The sequence below is a fragment of the Devosia sp. J2-20 genome (genome assembly GCF_055808475.1).
The window spans coordinates 88783-110905 of sequence record NZ_CM147870.1; the positions used below are offsets into that span (position 1 = coordinate 88783).

The window sequence follows — 22123 nt, forward strand, 5'->3', positions numbered from 1 at the left end:
GCCCGAATCAATGCTCGCACCATAGCAAGCATGCAGAAAACTGCAGGTTAATGCGGCTTAACCTTGATGGAATTGGAATTGGCTAGTCGCCCCGGTGATAGGGATGGCCGGCCAGGATGGTGGTGGTGCGATAAAGCTGCTCGGCGAGCATGATGCGGACCAGCTGGTGCGGCCAGGTCAGGGGCGAAAAGCTCAGCACCAAATCGGCCTTGGTCACGAAATCGGGATCAAGCCCGTCGGCACCGCCGATTACGAAGCTGACCGCGGGGCGGCCATCATCGCGCCAGCGGCCAATCTGGTTGGCAAAGGGTTCCGAAGCGATGGATTTGCCGCGCTCGTCGAGCGCCACAACAATGCCGTCGGGCAGGGCGGCCCGCAGCGCCTTGGCTTCGTCAGCCTTGCGGCTGGCCGAAGAGGAGGCGCGCGATTCGGTCAGCTCGATCACGTCGAAACCGGTCAGGGCGAGCGGCTTGCCGCCGCCGACTGCGCGATCGAGATAGCGCGCCACCATTTCGCGTTCCGGCCCGGCCTTCATTCGGCCGACAGCCGCAATCGTCAGGCGCACTGGATCGCTCTAGTGCGCGTCAGCAGCGAAATCGGCCTGCCACATCTTTTCGATGTTGTAGAATTCGCGCACTTCGGGACGGAAGATGTGGACGATCACATCGCCAGCATCGACCAGAACCCAATCGCAATGGGGCAGGCCTTCAATGCGGGGCTTGCCGTAACCGGCTTCGCGCAGGGCGTTGACCATCTGATCGGCCACGGCGCCGACATGGCGCTGCGAGCGACCCGAGGCAACGACCATGTGGTCGGCCAGCGAGGACTTGCCGACGATATCGACAGCAACGATTTCCTCGGCCTTGGCGTCGTCAAGGCAGTCAAGGATCACATCGATCATAGGGCGTTCCGGTGCCACAGCGGGCGTTTCGGCGGATGGGGTGGTGTTTTCGGGCAGCGCGGCCATCAGCAATGGCCTTCCGCCCATGCGAGTGCATGGGTCATGCGGGGGATCAGCATCCTTGGTTGTTGATCGGAATGTGCAGGCGTCTTTGCAAACGGCAAGCAGTCAGTTCCTGTTCCGGTGACTAGTATCACACGTCCAGAATATGCGCTCTTGATGACGGTTTCGCAAGATTGGCGATTCATTTTGGCTTAACGTGTTGCCGCCGTGCCCTTATGGCCGACGAAGACAGGGGTGACTGGCGACCATGCAGATACACCCAGGCGGGTGCTTCAAGCGTTGCCAGACGGGTGGCGTCGTCCTCATCAATGCGCCATTGGGCCAGCGCACTGGCAGCCATCGAGACCGGGGCGCGTCGACCCGAACCGGGGCGGACATAGACCGCCATGGGGACCATGGCGGCGATATCGCGCCAGCGTTCCCAGCGGCTGAAATGGACCAGATTGTCGGCACCCATGATCCAGACAAAATTGCGGTCGGGCATGGCCTGGGTGAGATAGGCGATGGTCTGCCAGGAATAGGTGAAGCCATGGGCGGCCTCAAAGCCGGTCACCCGCACCTTGGGGTGATTGAGCAAGTCGCGTGCTGCCGTTACCCGGTCGGCCAGTGGTGCCAGATCATCGTGGTTTTTCAACGGATTGCCGGGCGTCACCAGAACCCATAAAGCGTCGAGATCAAGCCGGCGCAGGGTCTCTTCGACCACCAGTCGATGGCCCTGATGGATCGGATTGAAGCTGCCGCCGAACAGACCGATCCGCATGCCGGCGCCGGAGGTTGGCAGCTCGGTGATGCCGGGGATACGAAGGGGTTGGCGATAGGTCAAAAGGGATCAGGGTCTCGTCTGGCCAGTGCCGCGAACGCGGTACTTGAAGCTGGTAAGCTGTTCGACCCCGACGGGGCCGCGCGCATGCATCTTGCCGGTGGCAATGCCGATCTCGCCGCCAAAGCCGAACTCGCCGCCATCGGCAAACTGGGTGGAGGCATTGTGGACCAGAATTGCGCTGTCGATCTGGTTGAAGAATTTTTCGACCGCCTCGGCATCTTCGGCGATGATCGCCTCGGTGTGGTGGCTGGAATATTTTTCGATATGGGCGATCGCATCGTCCAGGCTGTCGACGACTTTGACAGCGATGATGGCGTCTTCGTATTCGGTGCGCCAATCCTGCTCGGTCGCTGGCTTGGCGTTGGGAATGGCATCCATGACGGTCTGGTCACCACGGATTTCGCAGCCCTTGGCGATCAGTGCATCGATAATGGGGCCAAGATGGGTGGCAAGCACATCGCGGTGCACCAGCAGGGTTTCGGCTGCCCCGCAAATACCGGTGCGGCGCATCTTGGCGTTCAGGGTGATGGCCACGGCTTTGTCGAGATCGGCTGACTTGTCGATGTAGACATGCACCAGGCCTTCAAGATGGGCAAAGACCGGCACCCGGGCCTCGTCCTGCACGCGCGCGACAAGCGTCTTGCCGCCACGCGGCACGATGACATCGATATTGCCATCAAGCCCCTTGAGCATTTCGCCCACGGCAGCGCGATCGGTGGTGGGCACCAGTTGCACGCATTCGACGGGCAGACCGGCCAGATGCAAGCCATCAAGCATACATTCGACAATGGCGTGGCTGGAATGGAAACTGTCGCTGCCGCCGCGCAAAATCACTGCATTGCCCGATTTAATACACAGGGCACCGGCGTCGGCTGTCACATTGGGGCGCGATTCAAAGATCACGCCGATCACCCCGAGCGGGGTGCGGACGCGTTCGATGTGCAGTCCATTGGGGCGGTCCCATTCGGCGATGACGCTGCCGACGGGGTCGGGCAGTTCGGCAATGGTCTTGACCGCTTCGATGATGCCGTCAATGCGGGCATCGGTCAGCTCGAGACGATCAAGAAATGCGGCGGATATCCCTTTGGCCTGCGCTGTTGCCATATCCATGGCATTGGCAGCCAGGATCTTCTTGCGATGGGCATTGATGGCGCCGGCAGCGGTCATCAGGGCCGTGCGTTTCTGCTCGGGGGTGGCGATAGCCAGTGCCCTGGCGCCGAGGCGGGCATTGCGGCCGAGCTCGGCCATGGTGTCGGTTAGCGCTGTTGCGGTTTCAGCTTGGCTCATGGCTGTCCTCCTGCGTGCCCACCAGCACCATATTGTCACGATGTATCAAGGCGGCGCGATTGCTGGCGCCCAGCAGTTCAAGCACCGTGTCGCTGTGCTTGCCCATCACCAGCAGGGCTTCCTGGCTATCCAGTCCCGCCAGTCCGCGCGCAATTTCAACGCCATCGGGATTGAGCACGCCAATGGCGTCGCCACGTTCAAACTGGCCCGACACTTTGGTGACGCCGACGGGTAGTAGCGATTTGCCGGTCTGCAGCGCACGGGCGGCGCCGGCATCGACCTGCAGGGTGCCCGAAACGGCGAGGGTCCCCATGATCCAGCGCTTGCGCGCCTGTGCCCGCGAACTGGCGGGGTGGAACAGGGTGTGCCGCGCGCCTTCGGCCAAGGCGGCCAGTGGATGGTTATGGGTGCCCTTGGCAATGATCATGGCGGTGCCAGCCTGGGTGGCAATCTTGCCGGCTTCCACCTTGGTGGTCATGCCGCCGCGCGACAGGTGGCTGGCGGCGCCGCCGGCCATCGCCTCGATCGCGGGGGTGATGGCATGCACGTCCGGCAGATGGGTGGCATCGGGGTTGGCGGCAGGCGGGGCAGTATAGAGACCGTCAATATCGCTGAGCAGGACCAGGCAATCGGCTTCGATCATGGTGGCGACACGGGCGGAGAGACGGTCATTGTCGCCATAGCGGATTTCGGCGGTCGCGACGCTGTCATTCTCGTTGATGATGGGCACCGCACCCAGCCCCAGCAGCGTGGCGATGGTGGTGCGGGCATTGAGATAGTAGCGGCGCTCTTCGGTAATATTGGGCGTGATCAGGATCTGCCCGGTCACGATGTCATGGGCGCCCAATGCTTGCGCCCAGGCCTGGCTCAAGGCGATCTGGCCAGCGCTGGCGGCCGCTTGGCTCTGTTCGAGCGTCAGCGCGGTGGCCGACAGACCCAGCAGGCCACGCCCCAGTGCGATGGCGCCCGAGGAAACGATGACCACCTCGATAGCCTGCGCCTTGAGGGCGGCAATATCGGCTGCCATATCGGCCAGCCAAGCAGCCCGCAGCGCCCCCTGCTTGTCGACAAGCAGGGCCGAACCGATCTTGATGGTCAGGCGCCGATAGGACGCGAGGGCATTGGCGCGCATCAGGGAGCCCAGTTCGGCTCGATCTTGCGGCGTTCCAGTTCGGCCTTGGCGGCCTTTTCGGCATCAAGGGTCTCGATAACCCCATAGAGCACCATGTCGGTACCCTTGCCGGTAACGGCCGAAACCTGCAGCACGTTCTGCTTGCTGACCTGCTTGAGGATTTTGACCTTTTCCTTGAGCTCGTCGGCAGGGATGGAATCGACCTTGTTGAGCACCACGATCTCGGGCTTTTCGCCCAGACGCTCGTCATAGGCGGCCAGTTCGAAACGGATCGATTCATAGGCGCGCTTGACGTCGGCCTGGGTGCCATCGATCAGGTGGATCAGAACGCCGCAACGCTCGATATGGCCCAGGAAGCGGTCGCCAATACCCACGCCTTCGCTGGCGCCTTCAATCAGGCCGGGAATATCGGCCAGCACGAAATCGCGCTCGCCGATCGAGACCACGCCCAGATTGGGGTGCAGGGTGGTGAAGGGATAGTCGGCGATCTTGGGCTTGGCCGCCGAGACGGCAGCCAGAAAGGTCGACTTGCCTGCATTAGGCTGACCGACCAGACCGGCGTCGGCGATCAGCTTGAGGCGCAACCATACCCACTTTTCGATGCCTTCCTGGCCCGGATTGGCGCGGCGCGGCGCCTGATTGGCGCTGGTCTTGAAGTGGGCATTGCCGAAGCCGCCATTGCCGCCCGAGAGCAGGACCACGCGCTGACCCACTTCGGTCATGTCGGCGATCAGGGTCTCGTTGTCGTCTTCAAAGACCTGGGTGCCCACTGGCACACGCAGTACGGTATCCTGCCCATCGGCACCGGTGCGGTTCTTGCCCATACCATGGGTGCCGGTATTGGCCTTGAAGTGCTGCTGGTAGCGATAGTCGATCAGGGTGTTGAGCCCGTCGACGCATTCGAGCACGACGTCACCGCCGCGGCCGCCATTGCCACCATTGGGACCGCCGAATTCGACGAATTTTTCACGCAGGAAGGACACAGCCCCACCCCCGCCATCGCCGGAACGGATAAAGACCTTGGCTTGATCGAGAAATTTCATTTCGGTCTGGCCTTCCAGACGCTACGCGTCATTTGTGTGTCGATATGCTCTACCTCGGCGTCGCGCGCAAGGCAGAGGAGGGTGGAGCGTCCAGTTTCGGTAAATCCGAGCTTGGTCTGAATGACCAAGGAAGCGGTATTGAAGTGGAACACCCCGGAAACAATTTTGTCGACCGCGACAGTGTCAAAGAACCAGTCAAGGCTGGCGACCACCGCCTCGGTCATGATGCCACGGTTCCAGAATGGCCGCCCCAGCCAATAACCCAGAATGGGCCCTTTGGGGCCGGCGTGAAACCCGATATGGCCAACAAAGCCGTGGTCGGGAATCTCAATCGAGAACGTGGTTTCCTGCGCTGGCAGGTGCGCGCGCCGGGTGGCCAGCCAGGCTCGTGCATCAGAGACATGGTAGGGAAAGGGCACGCGCGCAAGATTGCCGGCCACCTCAAAGTCATTGAGATAGCGCGCGATGGGTTCGGCATCGCCGATCTGGGGTTGGCGCAGAATGAGCCGGGCTGTGTGCAGGGTGACGTTCATGTTGTCTCCCCATTGGCAAAGTCGAGCCGCATAAAGGTGGTCGGCGCGCCGGCATTGGTGCCTTGTGGGCCCGGACCCTGGTGGGTTTGTGAGAAACCAATCCTGCGCAGCAGGTTTAGTGAGGCGGTGTTTGTAGTCAGTGCACAGGCGCTCAGCGTGACAAATCCGGCATTGCGCGCAGCGGCGACAACAGCACTGGCTGCTTCTGAACCATAGCCCATGCCCCAATGGGGTTCTCCCAGCCAATAGCCGAGTTCGGCGGGTTTGTCGGCGAACAGATGCAGGCCGACGACGCCGATGAATTTGTCCTGCAACAGGATCGACCAGGCGAATTCGCTATCGCCGCGCGCGATGGACTCGACAAAGAACTTCCCGTCGCTCTGGGCATAGGGATGAGGCAGGCGCGAAAGCACGCTGTAAATCGCCTCGTTATTGGCCAGCACCGCCATCTCGGGCACGTGCGCCAGCGTAGGCGTGGTCAGCACCAGTCGATCCGTTTCAATCGAAGCGGGCAGGTTTTTGGTGATGCTGTCCATGGTGCGCTCTAGCTGTAGAATGCGAAAAGGGGAACCGGCAGACCGGTTCCCCTTGTCAATTTCGCGTGGTTGCGAACACGAGCCGGGGAACGGGTCACCGGCCAGGTTCACAGGACCTGCCGGGTTACTCGGCGGCCTCTGCCGGGTCGACAGACACGAAGACCTTGGACTTCGCACGGGTGCGGAACGAGACGTTGCCGTCGACCAGTGCGTAGATGGTGTGATCCTTGCCCAGACCAACGCCGGTACCGGGGTGCCACTTGGTGCCGCGCTGACGGATGATGATGTTGCCGGCTACGACAACTTCGCCACCGAACTTCTTGACGCCGAGACGACGGCCAGCGGTATCACGACCGTTGCGGGATGAACCGCCTGCTTTTTTATGTGCCATGGTGCTTGTCGATCCTTACTTCGTCTTGTCTTCGGCCTTGTCGGCCGCAGCGTCCTGGTCAACCTTGGAGCGAGGGGGCTTGCCGGCCACCAGATCCTGGGCCTGGGCAATCCACTCGTCGCGCTCGATGCGGCCCTTGAAGCTGAGCAGGTCGTCAAACTTGACGACGTCGTCAGCCGTCCAGGCAGCGATCTGGGTCAGGCTGGTCACGCCAGCGGCGTTCAGCTTCTTTTCCAGGGCGGGGCCAACGCCACCAATGAGCTTGATGTCGTCGTTGAAATCGGCGTCCGCCTTGGCGGCAGCCTTCTTTGGTGCAGCAGCCTTGGCTTCAGCGGCCGGTGCCTTGGCAGCGGTCTTGGCCTTGGCAGGCTTGGCTTCGCTGACTGCGTCAGTCTTGGCAGCAACGCCGGCAGCCTTGATCGTTGGCTTGGCGCCGCCGGTCAGGATTTCGGTGATGCGCACGGTCGAGAGCAACTGGCGGTGGCCGTTGCGACGACGATAATTGTGGCGACGGTTCTTCTTGAAGATGATGACCGTCTTCTGCTTGCGAGTCTCGAGCAGCTCAGCAGCGACAGTGGCGCCTTCGATGAGCGGCGCGCCGACTTCGTCGCCAACCATCAGCACCTGGTCGAAGGTGACGATCGTGCCGGCTTCGGCATCGAGCTTTTCAATCTTGAGAACGTCGTTGGCGGCAACCTTGTACTGCTTGCCACCGGTTTTGATCACGGCAAAAGTCATAGCATAACCGGGAGCGTTAAACGCCCGGTCCCATTGTGTCGCGTCCTGTGGCGCCGCAGGGCAAGCCCTGATCCTGCGGTCTTCGTGAATGCTGCTGGCGATCAAACCAGCGGGGCAACCTCGAACAGCGTTTTCAAACAAAGGAAGCGCGCAAGACCAGCCTGCGCGCAATTCCGAGGGCGCTTATCAGGGCAAATGCCCCAAGAGTCAAGCGTGCGAGCCTGTCTAGCCGCCGTTGGGATACCAGTTGCGCAGACGCAGTTCGGTATCGGAACCAATGGCGGTTTCGAGCACGCTCAGATCACTCTCGCCATAGTGATAGGGATAAACAATGGCGGGCTTGAAGGTGTTGATGGCTTCTGCTGCCTGCTCAGGTGTCATTGTATAGGGCAGGTTCATGGGCAGGAAAGCCACGGCGATCCCGGTCATGGCGAGCATTTCGGGAGTCGGTTCGGTATCGCCGGCCACATAGACCACCTTGTCGCCCAGGGTCAGCAGATAACCATTGCCGACACCGACGGGATGATAGCGCATGCGGTCTTCGGTAGTGTTGTGCGCCGGCACGGCGCTCAGCGCGATGCCATTGATGTCACCATCATCGCCATTGGCCATGGCGGTAGCCTGGGCTCTGAGGGCCTCGGGCAGCTTGTCGAACACGTCCTGATTGGTGATGATTGGTGCGTCCCCGGCAATCGCCTCAAGGGTGGGCACATCAAAATGATCGCCATGGCCGTGGGTGATCAGGATGGCGGTGGCGGCTGGCAGGCCCGCATAGCGCTCCGCGCCGCCAACAGGGTCGATATAGATGGTCTGATCGCCATAGCCGAGCAGCAGGCTGGCATGGTCAACAGGGTGGACGGTGATGTCGCCCTGTGCGGTCGGAATCGTGTCGCCGTCCAATGTGGCCTCCTGTGCCAGGGCTGTAGTTGCAAATCCGCCGCCCAGAGACAGCAGGGACAGTGTCGCCATTCCGGCAACCATTTCACGACGTCTAACCATTGGTTTCTCCCATTATCAGCAAATCTTGCGTTCCTTGAACGCAAGGACAGACGGCATGGTTTGCTCAAGCACGGAAACGTGAGGTCGAGGTGATCGTCGGCCAATGGCGGCCAAAGCGCAATGAAAGCTTACAAGAAGTGTTGCGGCCCGATGGCTGCTATGCCATAAGCCCGCCCGTGTTGACCACACGCGCCCCCACAAGGGGTAGCATCGATCTTGCGGAGAGATGGCAGAGTGGTCGAATGCACCGCACTCGAAATGCGGCATGGGGGCAACTCCATCGGGGGTTCGAATCCCTCTCTCTCCGCCACTTCTTCCCTTATGGCCATCGATCGTTCGCCAGACCCGGATTGCCGGGTTGGACGGTTTGCGCTGAATGATCCGTCCCGGAGGGTCAGCCCTTGGTGAGGGTGCTGTCGCGGACGATGACTTCGGGGTCGATCTGGGTGACGCGGGGCGTGGGAAGCTCGTCGCCGGCGGTGATCAGCGACATCAGGCGCTCGACGGCCAGTTCGGTGACAATATCGACCGGATAGTTGACGCTGGAGAGTGGCACCACGGCGTGTTCGGCAAATTCGATATTGTCAAAGCCGATAATGGCCATGTCGTCGGGCACGGTGAGCTTGTGCTTGATGCACCAGCGCAGGGCGCCCAGCGCCAGTGAGTCATTGGCGGAGAATACGGCGGTGGGCTGGGCGGGCGTGGCCATCAGCGCTTCCATGGCCAGATAGCCGCGGATCACCGAATGGCCGCGCGGATCAACGGCCAGCGCGGGATCAAATTCCAGGCCCGCTTCATTGAGCGCTTCGACATAGCCCTGGCGCTTTTCGCGGTTGCCCAGCGGGTTGGCACCATCAATCAGCCCGATCCGCTTGTGACCAATATCGATCAGATGCTTGGTGGCCTTATAGGCGCCGCGCGATTCATCAACGCAGACCGCATCGAGCCCTGAATCGGGATCGCCGACCAGCATCACCACGGGGTAATTGGCCAGACGCAGGGCGCGGATATGGTCGATCTGGAGATGGCTGGTGGGGTAGATCAATATGCCGTCGACCTGGCGCGAGCGCACCAGTTCGAGCACCTTTTTTCCTCCGACAGTTTGTTGTTGGAGGTGGCAAACAGGGTGGCATAGCCCCGCTCGGCCAGGGCCAGTTCGATCGCCTGGGCAGTATGGGTCAGGGTGGGATTGGTGATATCGGTGAGCACCAGACCGATGGTCTTGGTTTCGCGGCTGACCAGTGATTTGGCGATGAAATTGGGCAGGTAGTTCAGGCTGGCGGCAGCCTGCCGGATCAACTCACGTGTCTCGGCCGGGATGCGCGGGCTGTCGCGCAGCGCCAGGGACACAGTATTCGTTGAAAAACCGGTTCGGTCGGCAATGTCCTTTAGCCGAACTGTGCCCTTGCCCATCTTGTCCCGTTCACCGCTGGGGTGATGCCGGCGCGAGGGGCGGCACCACCTGGTTTCGTTTGACCGTTATCGGCCTTCGGCATGGAGCCGCGCAATGGCCTGAAGTTGCAGGCAATCGGGGTTCATTTCCATAAGCTCGATCCGATTACCATCGGGATCTTCAATCCAGGCCTGTCGATTGCCGTCCAGTCCCATCTGAATCTGGGACGTCAGCGCGATGCCGGCATCCTGAATGCGCGCCACCGTGGCATCAAGATCGTCGATGGTCAGGCACAGATGGTTGGCGCCATTGGCGTTCCAGCCCGGTGCCCGATCATTTTCAGCGCCCGGAAACACTTCGAGAAACACATCATCGGTGATGCGCAGATACACCAGCCAGGTTTCGCCATTATCGTGCTTGAGACGCAGCATTTCGGGAAAACCCAGGCGCTTCTCCCAGAAGTCGAGTGACTTATCGAGGTCCTTCACCTTGATCGCCAGATGGCCAAAGCCCGTAATACCCTTCATTGAATCCTCCTTGGTCTCTTCTTGTGTCTCTGACGCCAGCAATTTTGGGTCAGAATGGATGACCTATCTCATCGTTAATACGATTTTTTGCTGTGTTGCAAGTTTCGGCCGGGGTTGTCGGCTTAGTCCCATTTGGGTCCCCATTCGGGATCGATGCGGCGCTTGCCCTGATCCAGCGTGGCAATGCTGGCGATCTGCTGGGGCGTCAGGACGATCTTGCTGGCGGCGTAGTTTTCGCGAATGCGTTCCGGCTTGCCCGAGGTGGGAATGGCCGCGTAGCCCTTGGCCAGCTCGAACGCGATGGCGATCTGCGCCACCGTCGCGTCATGGCTCCGGGCAATGTCCTGCAAGATGGGATCGTCCCCCAGGGTGCCGTGGGCAATGGGCAGATAGCAGGTCACAAGGATGCCCTTGGACTGACAGAAATCGGCCAGCCGCTTGTTCTGCATATGGGGGTTGAGCTCGAACTGATTGTTGGCAATGGCATCCTTGCCCAGCATAGCGATGGTTTGCTCGAGCAGGTCGATCGTGAAATTGGAGACGCCGATCAGCCGGGAAAGCCTGGAACTCCGGGCTTCCGCCAATTGTTCGACATAATGGGCCAGTGGCACTTCGTCATTGGGGGAGGGCCAGTGCAGCAGGGTCAGGTCAACCTGGTCCAGGCTCAGCTTGTCCAGGCTTTCGCGCAGTGAGGGCAGCAACGACCCCCTGGGATAATGGCGCGGCGCAATCTTGGTGGTGACGAAAATCGACTCGCGCGGCAAGCCCGAGCGGGCAACGGCCTGCCCGACCTCGGTCTCGTTTTCATAGTCCTGTGCGGTGTCCAGGTGGCGGTATCCGGTTTCAAGCGCGGTGAGCATGGCGTCCACGCCTTCGGGCCCTCTGCGGCCATAAGTGCCGAAGCCGAGCCTGGGGATCGGGTTTGATGTCACGACGCCTCTCCTGTTTGTGTCTGGGCCTTGGACCCTGTTTTTCAATGATGCCAACAAAGACGGTTGACGATCTGCGTTTCATCAACCTAGATTAACGCTAATACGAACACAAGCCGGACCAGAAACGGGCTGTGTTTTCGAGCGGGGCGACCCGACGACTGCGCGCAAGACGCAGGTGAGGAGGACTAAATGAAGACCATGCGATGGAGTCGCATATCGCCACAGGCTGCGCTGATGCCAGCGGTCGCTGTCACGCTGGTGGCCTTTGTGGGCTCGATCCTGTGGACCGTCTATCTCAGCTTTACCCGCAGCCGCCGTCTGCCCGAATATGGCATCGACTGGTCTGAATGGGGACGGCAGTACAACCGCCTGTTCCGCGATGCCGGCTGGGAAATCTCGCTGCGCAATCTGATCGTCCTGGGTCTGGGCAGCGCGCTGGCCATCGTCTTCGGGTTCATTCTGGCCGCGATGATCGACAAGGAAAAGCGCGGCGAAAGCCTGTTCCGCACGGTGTTTCTGTATCCGCTGGCAGTGTCGCTGATTGTTACCGGCGCTGCCTGGCGCTGGATCCTCAATCCGACCCTGGGCGCCCAGAGCTTTCTGCGGGGGCTGGGCTGGCAGGTCGATTTCAACTGGTTGGCGCAGCCCGATACGGCAATGTACGCCATCATTCTGGCCTCGGTCTGGCAGAGCGCCGGCTTTTACATGGCCCTGATGCTGGCCGGGCTCAAAGGCATCAATTCTGAAATCTGGAGCGCGGCCAAGCTGGACGGCGTGCCGTTATGGCGGCTCTATGTCGAGATCGTCATTCCGATGATGAAGTTCACCTTCATCACCTGTGCCATCCTGCTCTCTCTGGGTGTGATCAAGGCCTATGACGTGGTGGTCGCCATGACCAATGGCGGACCGGGCCAGTCCACCTGGGTGCCTGCCTATTTCACCATCAATGCGCTCTCGGCCAAATCCAATCTTGGCTACGCCTCGGCTGCGGCGGTGATGATGCTGATCATTACGCTGGTCGTATTCGTGCCGCTGGTGGCTCTGACCGCCTGGCAGCAGCGCAAGGGAGTTGCCCGATGAGCCAGATATCGGTGACCCAACGCGCCGCTGGCGCTGCAGAAGTGCCTGTGAGCCGAGCGCCCTATTTCCCGCGCAAGAAGAAGGGGATCTCGCCGCAGTCGATCGCCATCATCGTGTTTTTGAGCATGTGCGCGCTGTTCTTCTGCATCCCGCTCTATGTGGTGGTGGTGACCTCGTTCAAGACCATGGATCAAATCCGCGAGGGGGCGATCTTCGCGCTGCCCCAGGTCTGGACGCTCGATGCGTGGGACCATGCCTGGAACAGGGCCTGCTCGGGTATCAACTGTAATGGGCTCAAGGTCGGGTTCTGGAACTCGGTCATGATCCTGTTCCCCTCGCTGGCCCTGTCCATCGGGCTATCAATGGTGACGGGCTATGCGCTGGCGCTGTGGAATGTGCGCTGGGCGGGCGGTTTTTTGTTCCTGCTGTTCATCTGCGCTTTCGTGCCGTTCCAGATCATCATGTATCCGCTGATCGTGATGACCTCGACGGCCAAGGTCTACGGCACCCTATGGGGCGTGGCGATCATCCATGCCGTGCTGGCCATGCCGGTGCTGACGCTGATTTTCCGAAATTACTACAAAGACATACCGCAGGAGATCATGAGCGCGGCGGTTATGGATTCAGGCTCGTTCTGGAAGATATTCATCGAGATCATCCTGCCCATGAGCGGCAATATCCTGATCGTGGTGCTGATCCTGCAGATCACCAATATCTGGAATGACTATCTGATCGGGGTGACTTTTGGGGGCCTGAACGGGCAGCCCATGACGGTGAATCTGGCCAATCTGGTCACCATCTCCACCGGTACAACCAATTACGCACACAACATGGCGGCCGCCCTGCTGACCGCCATCCCCCCGCTCGTCGTCTATTTCGTGGTGGGAAAGCTGTTCGTGCAGGGCGTCACTTCCGGCGCGATCAAGGGATAATCTCATGCCAACTGTCAGCTTCGAACACATCGTCAAAAGCTACGGGTCCCTAGCGGTCCTCAACGACCTCAACCTTGCGGTGGAGGACGGCGACTTTCTGGTGCTGCTGGGGCCAAGTGGCTGCGGCAAGACCACGCTGCTCAACCTGCTGGCCGGGCTGCTTGAGGTGACCGACGGGCGCATCATGATCGGGGATCGCGATGTCACTGATCTGGACCCCAAGGATCGCGGGCTGGCCATGGTGTTTCAGTCCTATGCGCTCTATCCGACCAAGACCGTGCACGGGAACCTCAAATTCGGCCTGTCGGCCAGCAAGCTGCCGCGCGAGGAGATCGAGCAACGCATCGCCTGGGCGGCCAAGCTGCTGCAGATCGAGCCGCTGCTGCATCGCAAGCCGGGGCAGCTCTCGGGTGGGCAGCGCCAGCGCGTCGCCATTGGCCGGGCGCTGGTCAAGAATGTCGGGGTGTTCCTTTTTGATGAGCCGTTGAGCAATCTCGATGCCAAGCTGCGCACCGAAATGCGGCTTGAGATCAAGAAGCTGCATGACGAGCTGAAGTCCACCATCGTGTATGTCACCCACGACCAGATCGAGGCCATGACCATGGCCACCAAGATCGCGGTGATGGATGGCGGGGTGATCCAGCAGTTTGGCACACCCGACGAAATCTATGAGCGGCCCGCCAATCTGTTCGTGGCCGGGTTTATCGGTTCACCCGCGATGAATTTGCGTGAAGCCACGCTGCGCGTGAATGGATCAAAAGTCACCGCCGATCTGGCGGCGGGCATGGCGCTCGATCTGACCGGTTATGATTTCGAGACCGCGCCGCAGGACGGCACCCGCATCATAGTGGGGTTGCGGCCCGAGCATTTTGGCGTGCCCGACATGGCCGAGCCCAATGCGGCGGCCAGCTTCACCCTGCCGGTGCAATACGCCGAACGCACCGGCTCGGATGCCACCGTCTACCTCAGTCTCGACAACCAATTGCTTGCCCTGCGGGTCGCTCCCGACGCTGCAAGCCGGCTCAAGCCCGGCACCAGCGTCTCGGTCGATTTCATGCCGGGTAAAGCCAATATCTTCGACGCCCAGACCGGGCGGCGGATGTGAACGACGCATCGTAAGGGAGGAAACAACGATGATGAAGAAGACCCTAGCCGGACTTGCTACAGCCATCCTGCTCAGCTCTACCGCCTATGCCAGCGAAATCGTGGTGTACCACTCCTGGTCTTCGGGCCCGGAAGTGGCAGCGCTCAATATCATCAAGGATGGCATTGAAGCCAAAGGCCACACCTGGACCGATATCGCCATTCCGCATGATACCGGCTCCAATGTGAATTTGATGAACCTGGTCACCGGCGGTAGCCCGCCAAATGTGTTCATGGAATCCAATCCCGGTGTGTTCCGCGATCTGGCCGCACTTGGCTTTGGTCGTCCGGTCACCGCGTTCTTCAATGAACAGGGTATCACCGAGCACCTGCCGCTGGCGGTTGCCAAGTCGATCACGGTGGACGGCGAGATCGTCAAGATCCCGACTGCACTGCATATCGATGGCATGGCGTATTACAATATGGAGGTGGCCAAGGCTGCCGGGGTCGATCCCTCCAGTTGGGGTTCGCTCGACGCCATGTTCGCTGATTTCCAGAAGGTGAGCGATGCGGGCTATGTACCGCTGGCCATTGGTGGGCAGCAGTGGCAGGTCGGCTATCTGTTCCATGCGCTGGCGGCCGCCACGGGCGGCGTCGACTTCTACAATCGCGTTTATGGCGCAGAGCCTGATCCGGCGGTGCTCGACAGTGCCGAAATGCGCAATCTGCTCGATACGCTGCGGCGCTTCCAGGAAGCGGCCGACGAAGGCTCGGCCAATCGCGAATGGAACGTGACCACCAATATGGTGATCACCGGCAAGGCGCTGATGCAGATCCATGGCGACTGGATGAAGGGCGAATGGACCGCTGCGGGCAAGACTGCCGGCACCGACTTTGGCTGCATGCAGATCCCGGGTGCCAAGGCCGTTGTGGCCACGGTCGATAGCTGGGGCCTGCTGGGCGGCCAGTCGCCTGAAATGGACCAGGCCGAACTCGACTTTGCCTCGGTGGTGGTTGATCCGCAGGTGCAGGCCGATTTCGCCATGGCCAAAGGCTCGACCCCGGTCCGGCTTGATGCGCCTGAATCGGCGCTGGATGCCTGTTCCGAAGAAGTGCTGCACATCCTGTCTGATCCGGCCCACCAAGTGCAGAACCCGCATTCGATGAGCGATGCCGACTGGCAGAACTCGATCTGGGATGTGGTGTTCAACTTCTGGAGCGATCCGAGCATGAGCGTGGATGATGCCATCGCGCAGATGCAGGACAATTACGAGACCATCCTGGGCTAAGCGCCCACATCCTGTCCCCCCAGCGGTTGGCGACCCGGCGTTCTGCGCCGGGCCGCCGCCCCTCAACCCAATGAATGGACGAGCAGAATGGACAAGCGCCTGCTTGATGAAGACGAAGTGATGCAGATCTGCTTTGTCACCGATGATGTGGTGAAGTCTGCGCAGTGGTTTGCCGATCTGACGGGCAAGCCGATGCCAAGCGAGGGCCGCGCCGCTCCGGCAGAGGAAGCCAAGGCCATCTATCGCGGCAAGCCCAGCGATGTCGGTTGCCGGATCATGATGTTCAAATTCGGCAATATCGATGTCGAGTTTCTCGAACCCGGTCCTGAAAAGAGCGCCTGGCGCGACCTGCTCGAGGAGAAGGGCCCGGGTTGTCATCACATCGCTTTCCGCACGCGCAATCTGACCAAGCGCGATGCCTATCTTGAATCCAAGGGTCATCCGCTGCTGCAGCGCGGCGAGTTCGACGGCAGCCATGGGCGCTACGCCTATTACGACACGGTCAAGGATCTGGGCGTGATGATCGAACTGCTTGAGTTCGACAAGGACAAGGAAGCCCAGCCCTGAGGCTGGCGCTGTTCCCCACTGCACACACCTGACACCGAGACCTGCCGCATGACCTATCGCAAAGCCTATCAGCTCTATTCGTCGCGCAATTTCCCGCCACTGGCGGCGCAATTGCCGATCCTCAAGGCGATGGGATATGACGCCATCGAGCCCTGGTTGCCCGCCTATGAGGAAGATCCGGGGTTGTTCCGCCAGCAACTCGATGATGCGGGGTTGGCCTGTTATGGCTTTCACATGCCGCTGGCCGGACTTGTCGAGGCGCCGCAGCGTTATATCGAGATTGCCCAGACGCTGGGGGTCACCTATCTGATCCCGCCCTATGTCACCGCCGAAGAGCGCGCGCCGACGGTTTCCTACTGGCGCGGGCTGGGCGAAAAACTGGCCCGCGGCGCCGAACTGGCAAATGCTGCGGGGCTTGAGGTCGCCTGGCACAATCATGATTTCGAGTTCGTGCCGCTGGCCGATGGCAGCCGGCCGATCGACCATATCTTTGCGGCCGGCGGGTCGGGCGTGAAGTTCGAGATCGACTGTGGCTGGATCGTGCGTGCCGGGGCCGACCCGGCGGCAGAACTGCGCCGTTTCGCGGACCGCATCGTGATCATCCAGACCAAGGACACAGCGACTTTGGGCACCAAGCAAGACGATGGCTGGACGGCCACGGGCGATGGCATCATCGACTGGCAGGCGCTGGCGCCGCTGTTTGAGAAAACCAAGGCCGACCACCTCGTCACCGAACACGATAACCCAAGCGACTGGCGGGCCTTTGCCAGCCGGTCGATCAATCACCTCAATGCGCTGGGCCTTTAGGGCCGCGCAGCGACAGGAAAGGCAAGGCAATGCACAGCGAACCAATGGTCAGCGGCATTCCGCAAATGGGCTATGGCACCTGGAACCGTCCCGGCGCGGAAGCCAGCAATGGTGTGCGCTGGGCGCTGGAGGCCGGGTGTCGCCACATCGATACCGCGCAGGGTTATGACAATGAGGCGGACGTAGCGCGCGGCATAGCCGAGGCTGGCGTGCCGCGGCAGGACATCTTCATCACCACCAAGGTGAAGCCGGACAATTTCGGGCCTGGCAAGCTGGTGGATTCCGTGCGGGAAAGCCTCGACAAGCTGCAGACCGATCAGGTCGATCTGCTGCTGTTGCACTGGCCATCGCCGCACAATGAATTTCCGCTGGAAGTCTATATGAGCCAGTTCGCCGAGGCGTTCGACGCCGGATTGGCCAAGCGCATCGGGGTATCCAACTTCACCAAGGCGCTGCTGGATGAAACCAGAAATCTGCTTGGCGATCGGCCGATCACCACCAACCAGGTGGAGTGTCACGTCTATATGCAGAACCGGCCAATCATTGATTATTGCGAGGGGCTGGGCATGCCCGTCACCGCCTATGCGCCGCTGGCGCGGGGGGCGTGGTTGGTGATGCCGTGCTGGAACGGATCGGCAAGGCCCATGAGGCTACCGGCGAGCAGGTGGCGCTGGCCTTCCTGATGGCCAGGGGGCACAACGTCATTCCCTCTTCGGGCAAGAAGGACCGCATCATCGCCAATTTTGCGGCGCGCCATCTGGTGCTTGATGCCCAGGATATCAAGGATATCGAGGCACTCGACAAGGGAATGCGGCTGGTCAACGGCCCCTGGTGTCCCGTGTGGGACGTCTAGTACCGCAACGCCATTTGAGAACTGAAGGGAGAGAGCAATGTCCAGGATCGAGGTCGAGCAGCATTGGTCGCGGCCCAATGGCATGCTGCCAAACAGCCGGTTTCCGCTGCTGGTGCATCGCAATGGTATTCCGGGCGGCGGCGCGGACGCCGTTCAGGCACGTTTTCGCGGCAATGGCTGGCTGAACAACTGGCGCTATCCGGGGGTCTATACCTATCCCCATTTCCATTCGACCACGCATGAATGCCTGGGCGTGGCCACAGGCTGGATGGAGGTCGAGCTGTTCGGCAAGGGCGGGCTGCGCATGCGCGTGAATGCGGGCGATGTGATCGTGATGCCCGCCGGGGTGTCGCACAGCATGGTCGGTCAGTCCGATGATGTGCTCATGGTTGGCGGTTATCCCGATGGTCGCGACTGGGACAATATGCAGGAAGAGCATCTGACCGAAGAGCTGCGGCGTGCCGCAGCCAAGCGCATCATGATGCTGCCCATTCCCCCGCGTGATCCGGTCACCGGAGAATCCATGATCGAGTGGATCGAGGCGCCATCAACGGTCGAGGCTGATCTCAACGATTTCCGCGATGGTCTGGACGCGCTCTAGCGCGCGTTTTCTGCACACAGGGCAACAATTTGAGGAGAAGCAGGCATGCCGGTATGGCTCAAGCGCGGCAAGGATGCTGCGGCGCGCGCGCAGGCGGATCAACAGGTCCGCACTACGGTGGAAGCCATTCTGGCCGATATCGATGCGCGCGGTGACACGGCGGTGCGTGAGCTGTCGGCAAAGTTCGACAATTGGCATGCCCCTGAATTCCGCCTCAGCCAGCGGGACATCGATGCCTGCCTGGCACAGTTGAGCGCGCAGGATCTGCGCGATATCGAGTTTGCCCAGACGCAGGTGCGCAATTTCGCGCGACTGCAAAAAGACACCATGCTTGAACTCGAAGTGGAGACGCTGCCCGGCGTGACGCTGGGTCACAAGCATGTGCCGATCAGTGCGGTGGGGTGCTATGTGCCGGGGGGAAATACCCCTTGCTGGCATCGGCCCATATGTCGGTGATCACCGCCAAGGTCGCCGGTTGCGAGCGGGTAATTACCTGTGCGCCGCCTTTTGGCGGCAAGCCCGCCCCAGCGGTGGTGGCAGCGCAGGCCATGGCGGGCGCTGACGAAATCTACGTGCTGGGTGGCATTCAGGCCATTGGCGCCATGGCGATCGGTACCGAGACAATCGCGCCCATCGATATGCTGGTGGGCCCCGGCAATGCCTTTGTTGCCGAGGCCAAGCGGCAGCTGTTTGGCCGGGTCGGTATCGACCTGTTCGCCGGTCCGACCGAAACGCTGATCATCGCCGATGAGAGCGTTGACGGGGAAATCTGCGCTACTGACCTATTGGGGCAGGCCGAGCATGGTCCGACCTCACCGGCTATCTTGCTGACGACGTCGGAAAAGCTGGCACGCGATACCATGGCGGAAATCGAGCGGCTGCTGGCCATTCTACCGACAGGTGAAATTGCACGGACCTCCTGGACCGATTTTGGCGAAATCATTGTCTGCGACAGCCATGCGGAGATGCTGGTCGAAGCGGATCGGATCGCTTCGGAACATGTGCAGGTGATGACCGACCGCGATCTGTGGTTCCGGGATAATCTGCGCAATTACGGGGCGCTGTTTCTGGGACCGCGCACCAATGTGGCCTTTGGCGATAAGGTCATCGGCACCAACCATACGCTGCCCACCATGCGCGCAGCGCGCTACACCGGCGGTTTGTGGGTGGGCAAGTTCCTCAAGGCCTGCACCTGGCAGACAGTCACGACCGATGCAGCATCAAGCATGATCGGCGAATATGGCTCGCGCCTCTCCATGCTGGAGGGCTTTGTCGGCCATGCCGAGCAGGCCAATATACGCGTGCGCCGCTATGGCGGGCGCAATGTGCCCTATGGCACGGGGGCGAGTGTTCCTGCGGCGTCTGTCGAGTAAACTTCGCCGTCTGGATACGCTCCCGCATCAGCAAATCTTGGCAACGGCGGCGTAGCTGGACGTTCTTGGCCTCATGGCGGGCTGGTTCTGGGACAAAGCCCAGAGACCGGGTTGAAGACGCGGTTTGCAGAAGCCCGGGCAATCTGCGCGGGTCGCGGCTTTTGCCTCAGGCGGCATCGCCTGACGGCAGGAACAGGCTGGCCTTGTCGGCCTGGGTGGCCAGGCTCAGGGTTTCGCCAGCAGCCACGGCAACATCGCCGGGCAGGGCAGCAATGATCTGCTGACCCGATTTGAGCTGCATGGCGGCCAGTGTTTCATTGCCGAGCCGTTCCACCAGCACAATGCGCCCTTCAATGCGGTGATCGCCCGTTTCCCCCAGATGGTGCGGGCGCAGGCCCACGGTGACATCGTCACCCAGCTTGAGCTCGGGATTGGTGCGGGGCAGCACCATGCTGCCCAGATCCTGCGAGGTCACGGTGACGCTGTCGGGGCCGATTGCCTCGATCCTTGCCTTGAGCAGGTTCATCTTTGGCGAGCCCATAAAGCCTGCCACAAACAGGTTTGCCGGGGTGTGATAGAGCTCGAGCGGGGTGCCGATCTGCTGCACCACGCCGCCATTGAGCACCACGATCTTGTCGGCCAGCGTCATGGCTTCGACCTGATCATGGGTGACATAGACCATGGTCGCGCCCAGATCGGCATGCAGTTTGGAGAGCTCCATGCGCATGTCGACGCGCAGCGCGGCATCGAGATTGCTCAGCGGTTCATCGAACAGAAACACGGCCGGCTTGCGCACAATGGCGCGGCCGATGGCAACGCGCTGGCGCTGCCCACCCGAGAGCTGGCTGGGGCGGCGATCGAGCAGATGCTCCATTTGCAGGATGCGGGCGGCCTCGGCGACCTTGGCGTCCTTTTCGGCCTGCGGGGCATTGGCGATGGTCAGCCCGAAGGCGAGGTTTTCGCGCACGGTCATGTGCGGGAAAATCGCATAGCTCTGGAACACCATGGCAATGCGGCGATCCTTGGGGGGCAGGTCGTTGACCACGGTGTCGCCAATGGTCAGCGTGCCCCCCGAAATGTCTTCAAGCCCGGCGATCATGCGCAGCAGGGTGGATTTCCCGCATCCCGATGGGCCAACAAACACCACGAATTCGCCATCGCCGATCTCGATATCGACGCCCTTGATCACCTGGGTGGCGCCGTAGTTCTTCTTGATGGCCTTGAGGGAAACCTGCGCCATGGGGCTACTCCGCCGCTTGAACTGTGGGGATGACTGAAAGCAGACCGTCCTGGCCCACCACGACTGGTTCTGGATCCATGACATAGCCGCCAAAATTGTCCTTGCCGCCATCGGCAAAGCCCAGAATGCGCAGGCCGTCATCGGTCTCGACAATGCGTGCGGCGTAGCGGCGGCAGGGCTTGGCGCCATCGAGGAAGGGACCGGGAGCGATCTGCCAGGGGCCGCGGGGATCATCGGCGATCAGGTAGTGATTGCCCGCGACCGGCGATTGCGGATTGACCGCCTTATAGGCCTCGGACCAATGGGAAGAATCGGTGCAGAACAGGCAGTACCATTTGTCCTCGACGCGGAAGACCTGTGGCACTTCAAGCTGGCCAAAGCCGCCGGAAAAGACGGGTGGCTGCAGCGTCCAGGTCATCAGGTCGGGCGATTTGGCGAAACCGACGGCGCCACCGGCATTGGGTTCTTCAACGCCGGGCACGCGAGCGGTGAAATACATCAGCCAACCATCGCCGGCGGGGTCACGCATCACCCAGGGATCGCGCATAGCGCGGTCGTGCCAGTGGCCCACCATATGCTCGGCCTCGTAGAATTTTGCCGCCGGGCCCGTCAGGTCCAGGCACGGCTGGTCGCCGACGCGGACCCAGTTGTGCATATCGCTCGAAGTGGCGTGGCCGATGCGCTGATACATGCCCTGCTCGGACTGACGCGAGCCGGTGTAGAACAGATGCCAGACACCATCATCGCCCTGAACAACCGAACCGGTCCAGGTGGTCATGTCATCCCAGGCCGGCCCGGGCGCCGGGCGCAGGCAGGTACCCAGATGGGTCCAGTTGACCAGATCGGTGGAGACGGCATGCCCCTGCGAGACATTGAAATGGCGCAAATCGGGATCGCCCAGGCTGCGGTCAGCCTGCAGGAAATAGCCGTGGTACTGGTCGCCATCGCGAACATACCAGCTGTCCCAGATCCATTTGGTGTCGAGTGCGAGAACCATCAG

The 22123-nt window shown here is 61.2% G+C and carries 26 protein-coding genes, 1 tRNA gene and 1 pseudogene; 11 read left to right on the forward strand and 17 right to left on the reverse strand.

The features are described 5' to 3' along the window. Positions 1-82: 82 nt before the first annotated feature. From rlmH to AC0L37_RS00495, 11 genes are all read right to left on the reverse strand, one after another. Positions 83-565 carry a 23S rRNA (pseudouridine(1915)-N(3))-methyltransferase RlmH gene (gene rlmH / locus AC0L37_RS00445; protein ID WP_212659854.1) on the reverse strand — a complete coding sequence of 161 codons (483 nt, stop codon included), beginning with the start codon at positions 563-565 and terminating at the stop codon, positions 83-85. A 9-nt stretch (positions 566-574) separates the two neighbouring features. Beyond that, the gene (rsfS, locus tag AC0L37_RS00450; protein WP_427857117.1) at positions 575-967 is read right to left on the reverse strand and encodes a ribosome silencing factor; all 393 of its coding nucleotides are present in this window, start codon (positions 965-967) and stop codon (positions 575-577) included. Positions 968-1145: 178 nt separating this feature from the next. Next, positions 1146-1787 carry a nicotinate-nucleotide adenylyltransferase gene (locus tag AC0L37_RS00455; RefSeq protein WP_269371664.1) on the reverse strand — a complete coding sequence of 214 codons (642 nt, stop codon included), beginning with the start codon at positions 1785-1787 and terminating at the stop codon, positions 1146-1148. 6 nt (positions 1788-1793) lie between these two features. Continuing rightward, positions 1794-3074, reverse strand: coding sequence for a glutamate-5-semialdehyde dehydrogenase (locus AC0L37_RS00460; RefSeq protein ID WP_282222290.1), 1281 nt, complete (start codon positions 3072-3074; stop codon positions 1794-1796). Continuing rightward, entirely contained in the window at positions 3061-4206 is a 1146-nt protein-coding gene (proB, locus tag AC0L37_RS00465; RefSeq protein ID WP_473313829.1) for a glutamate 5-kinase, read from the reverse strand. Before proB ends, AC0L37_RS00460 begins: the two co-directional genes overlap by 14 nt. Next, positions 4206-5249, reverse strand: a complete 1044-nt coding sequence (obgE, locus tag AC0L37_RS00470) for a GTPase ObgE (protein ID WP_212659851.1) — start codon at positions 5247-5249, stop codon at positions 4206-4208. Before obgE ends, proB begins: the two co-directional genes overlap by 1 nt. Continuing rightward, entirely contained in the window at positions 5246-5782 is a 537-nt protein-coding gene (locus AC0L37_RS00475) for a GNAT family N-acetyltransferase (protein WP_282222289.1), read from the reverse strand. Before AC0L37_RS00475 ends, obgE begins: the two co-directional genes overlap by 4 nt. Then, positions 5779-6318 carry a GNAT family N-acetyltransferase gene (locus AC0L37_RS00480; RefSeq protein ID WP_282222288.1) on the reverse strand — a complete coding sequence of 180 codons (540 nt, stop codon included), beginning with the start codon at positions 6316-6318 and terminating at the stop codon, positions 5779-5781. The genes AC0L37_RS00475 and AC0L37_RS00480 overlap by 4 nt, the downstream gene beginning before the upstream one ends. Before the next feature lie 124 nt (positions 6319-6442). Further along, a complete protein-coding gene (gene rpmA, locus AC0L37_RS00485) occupies positions 6443-6709 on the reverse strand; it encodes a 50S ribosomal protein L27 (protein WP_212659848.1) in 267 nt (88 codons plus the stop codon). A gap of 15 nt (positions 6710-6724) precedes the next feature. Next, entirely contained in the window at positions 6725-7447 is a 723-nt protein-coding gene (locus AC0L37_RS00490) for a 50S ribosomal protein L21 (RefSeq protein ID WP_269371658.1), read from the reverse strand. Positions 7448-7672: 225 nt separating this feature from the next. Further along, positions 7673-8446, reverse strand: coding sequence for an MBL fold metallo-hydrolase (locus AC0L37_RS00495; RefSeq protein WP_282222287.1), 774 nt, complete (start codon positions 8444-8446; stop codon positions 7673-7675). 220 nt (positions 8447-8666) lie between these two features. Here AC0L37_RS00495 and AC0L37_RS00500 point away from each other — a divergent pair. Then, positions 8667-8756 (forward strand) — tRNA-Ser (locus AC0L37_RS00500). 84 nt (positions 8757-8840) lie between these two features. Here the strand turns inward: AC0L37_RS00500 and AC0L37_RS00505 are convergent. The 4 genes from AC0L37_RS00505 to AC0L37_RS00520 all read right to left on the reverse strand — a co-directional run bounded on the left by AC0L37_RS00505 (position 8841) and on the right by AC0L37_RS00520 (position 11298). Continuing rightward, complete coding sequence (locus tag AC0L37_RS00505; protein WP_282222286.1) at positions 8841-9530, reverse strand: LacI family DNA-binding transcriptional regulator; 690 nt, start codon at positions 9528-9530, stop codon at positions 8841-8843. Further along, positions 9488-9859: a LacI family DNA-binding transcriptional regulator gene (locus AC0L37_RS00510; protein ID WP_282222285.1), complete on the reverse strand. Its 372-nt coding sequence runs from the start codon at positions 9857-9859 to the stop codon at positions 9488-9490. Before AC0L37_RS00510 ends, AC0L37_RS00505 begins: the two co-directional genes overlap by 43 nt. A 66-nt stretch (positions 9860-9925) precedes the next feature. Continuing rightward, positions 9926-10366, reverse strand: coding sequence for a VOC family protein (locus AC0L37_RS00515; protein WP_212659832.1), 441 nt, complete (start codon positions 10364-10366; stop codon positions 9926-9928). Positions 10367-10488: 122 nt separating this feature from the next. Beyond that, on the reverse strand, positions 10489-11298 hold the full coding sequence (locus tag AC0L37_RS00520; protein WP_282222284.1) for an aldo/keto reductase: 810 nt from the start codon (positions 11296-11298) through the stop codon (positions 10489-10491). Positions 11299-11487: 189 nt separating this feature from the next. Here AC0L37_RS00520 and AC0L37_RS00525 point away from each other — a divergent pair, with 189 nt between their 5' ends. From AC0L37_RS00525 to hisD, 10 genes and pseudogenes are all read left to right on the forward strand, one after another. Continuing rightward, positions 11488-12378, forward strand: coding sequence for a carbohydrate ABC transporter permease (locus AC0L37_RS00525; protein WP_249327930.1), 891 nt, complete (start codon positions 11488-11490; stop codon positions 12376-12378). Next, on the forward strand, positions 12375-13310 hold the full coding sequence (locus AC0L37_RS00530; RefSeq protein ID WP_269371650.1) for a carbohydrate ABC transporter permease: 936 nt from the start codon (positions 12375-12377) through the stop codon (positions 13308-13310). The genes AC0L37_RS00525 and AC0L37_RS00530 overlap by 4 nt, the downstream gene beginning before the upstream one ends. A gap of 4 nt (positions 13311-13314) precedes the next feature. After that, on the forward strand, positions 13315-14415 hold the full coding sequence (locus AC0L37_RS00535) for an ABC transporter ATP-binding protein (protein ID WP_282222283.1): 1101 nt from the start codon (positions 13315-13317) through the stop codon (positions 14413-14415). A 28-nt stretch (positions 14416-14443) separates the two neighbouring features. Then, entirely contained in the window at positions 14444-15682 is a 1239-nt protein-coding gene (locus tag AC0L37_RS00540; protein WP_473313841.1) for an ABC transporter substrate-binding protein, read from the forward strand. Positions 15683-15769: 87 nt separating this feature from the next. Continuing rightward, positions 15770-16249, forward strand: coding sequence for a VOC family protein (locus AC0L37_RS00545; RefSeq protein WP_212659828.1), 480 nt, complete (start codon positions 15770-15772; stop codon positions 16247-16249). Positions 16250-16297: 48 nt separating this feature from the next. Then, the gene (locus AC0L37_RS00550) at positions 16298-17056 is read left to right on the forward strand and encodes a sugar phosphate isomerase/epimerase family protein (protein WP_282222281.1); all 759 of its coding nucleotides are present in this window, start codon (positions 16298-16300) and stop codon (positions 17054-17056) included. 29 nt (positions 17057-17085) lie between these two features. Further along, the gene (locus AC0L37_RS00555) at positions 17086-17739 is read left to right on the forward strand and encodes an aldo/keto reductase (RefSeq protein ID WP_282222280.1); all 654 of its coding nucleotides are present in this window, start codon (positions 17086-17088) and stop codon (positions 17737-17739) included. Further along, a complete protein-coding gene (locus AC0L37_RS00560; RefSeq protein WP_282222279.1) occupies positions 17676-17909 on the forward strand; it encodes an aldo/keto reductase in 234 nt (77 codons plus the stop codon). Before AC0L37_RS00555 ends, AC0L37_RS00560 begins: the two co-directional genes overlap by 64 nt. Before the next feature lie 37 nt (positions 17910-17946). Then, the gene (locus tag AC0L37_RS00565; RefSeq protein WP_282222278.1) at positions 17947-18510 is read left to right on the forward strand and encodes a cupin domain-containing protein; all 564 of its coding nucleotides are present in this window, start codon (positions 17947-17949) and stop codon (positions 18508-18510) included. A gap of 45 nt (positions 18511-18555) precedes the next feature. After that, positions 18556-19883 (forward strand): annotated as a pseudogene (gene hisD / locus AC0L37_RS00570) (histidinol dehydrogenase). A 166-nt stretch (positions 19884-20049) separates the two neighbouring features. Here hisD and AC0L37_RS00575 read toward each other — a convergent pair. After that, the gene (locus tag AC0L37_RS00575) at positions 20050-21123 is read right to left on the reverse strand and encodes an ABC transporter ATP-binding protein (RefSeq protein WP_212659824.1); all 1074 of its coding nucleotides are present in this window, start codon (positions 21121-21123) and stop codon (positions 20050-20052) included. A gap of 4 nt (positions 21124-21127) precedes the next feature. Further along, positions 21128-22120 carry a glycoside hydrolase family protein gene (locus tag AC0L37_RS00580; RefSeq protein WP_282222277.1) on the reverse strand — a complete coding sequence of 331 codons (993 nt, stop codon included), beginning with the start codon at positions 22118-22120 and terminating at the stop codon, positions 21128-21130. Positions 22121-22123: the final 3 nt, after the last annotated feature.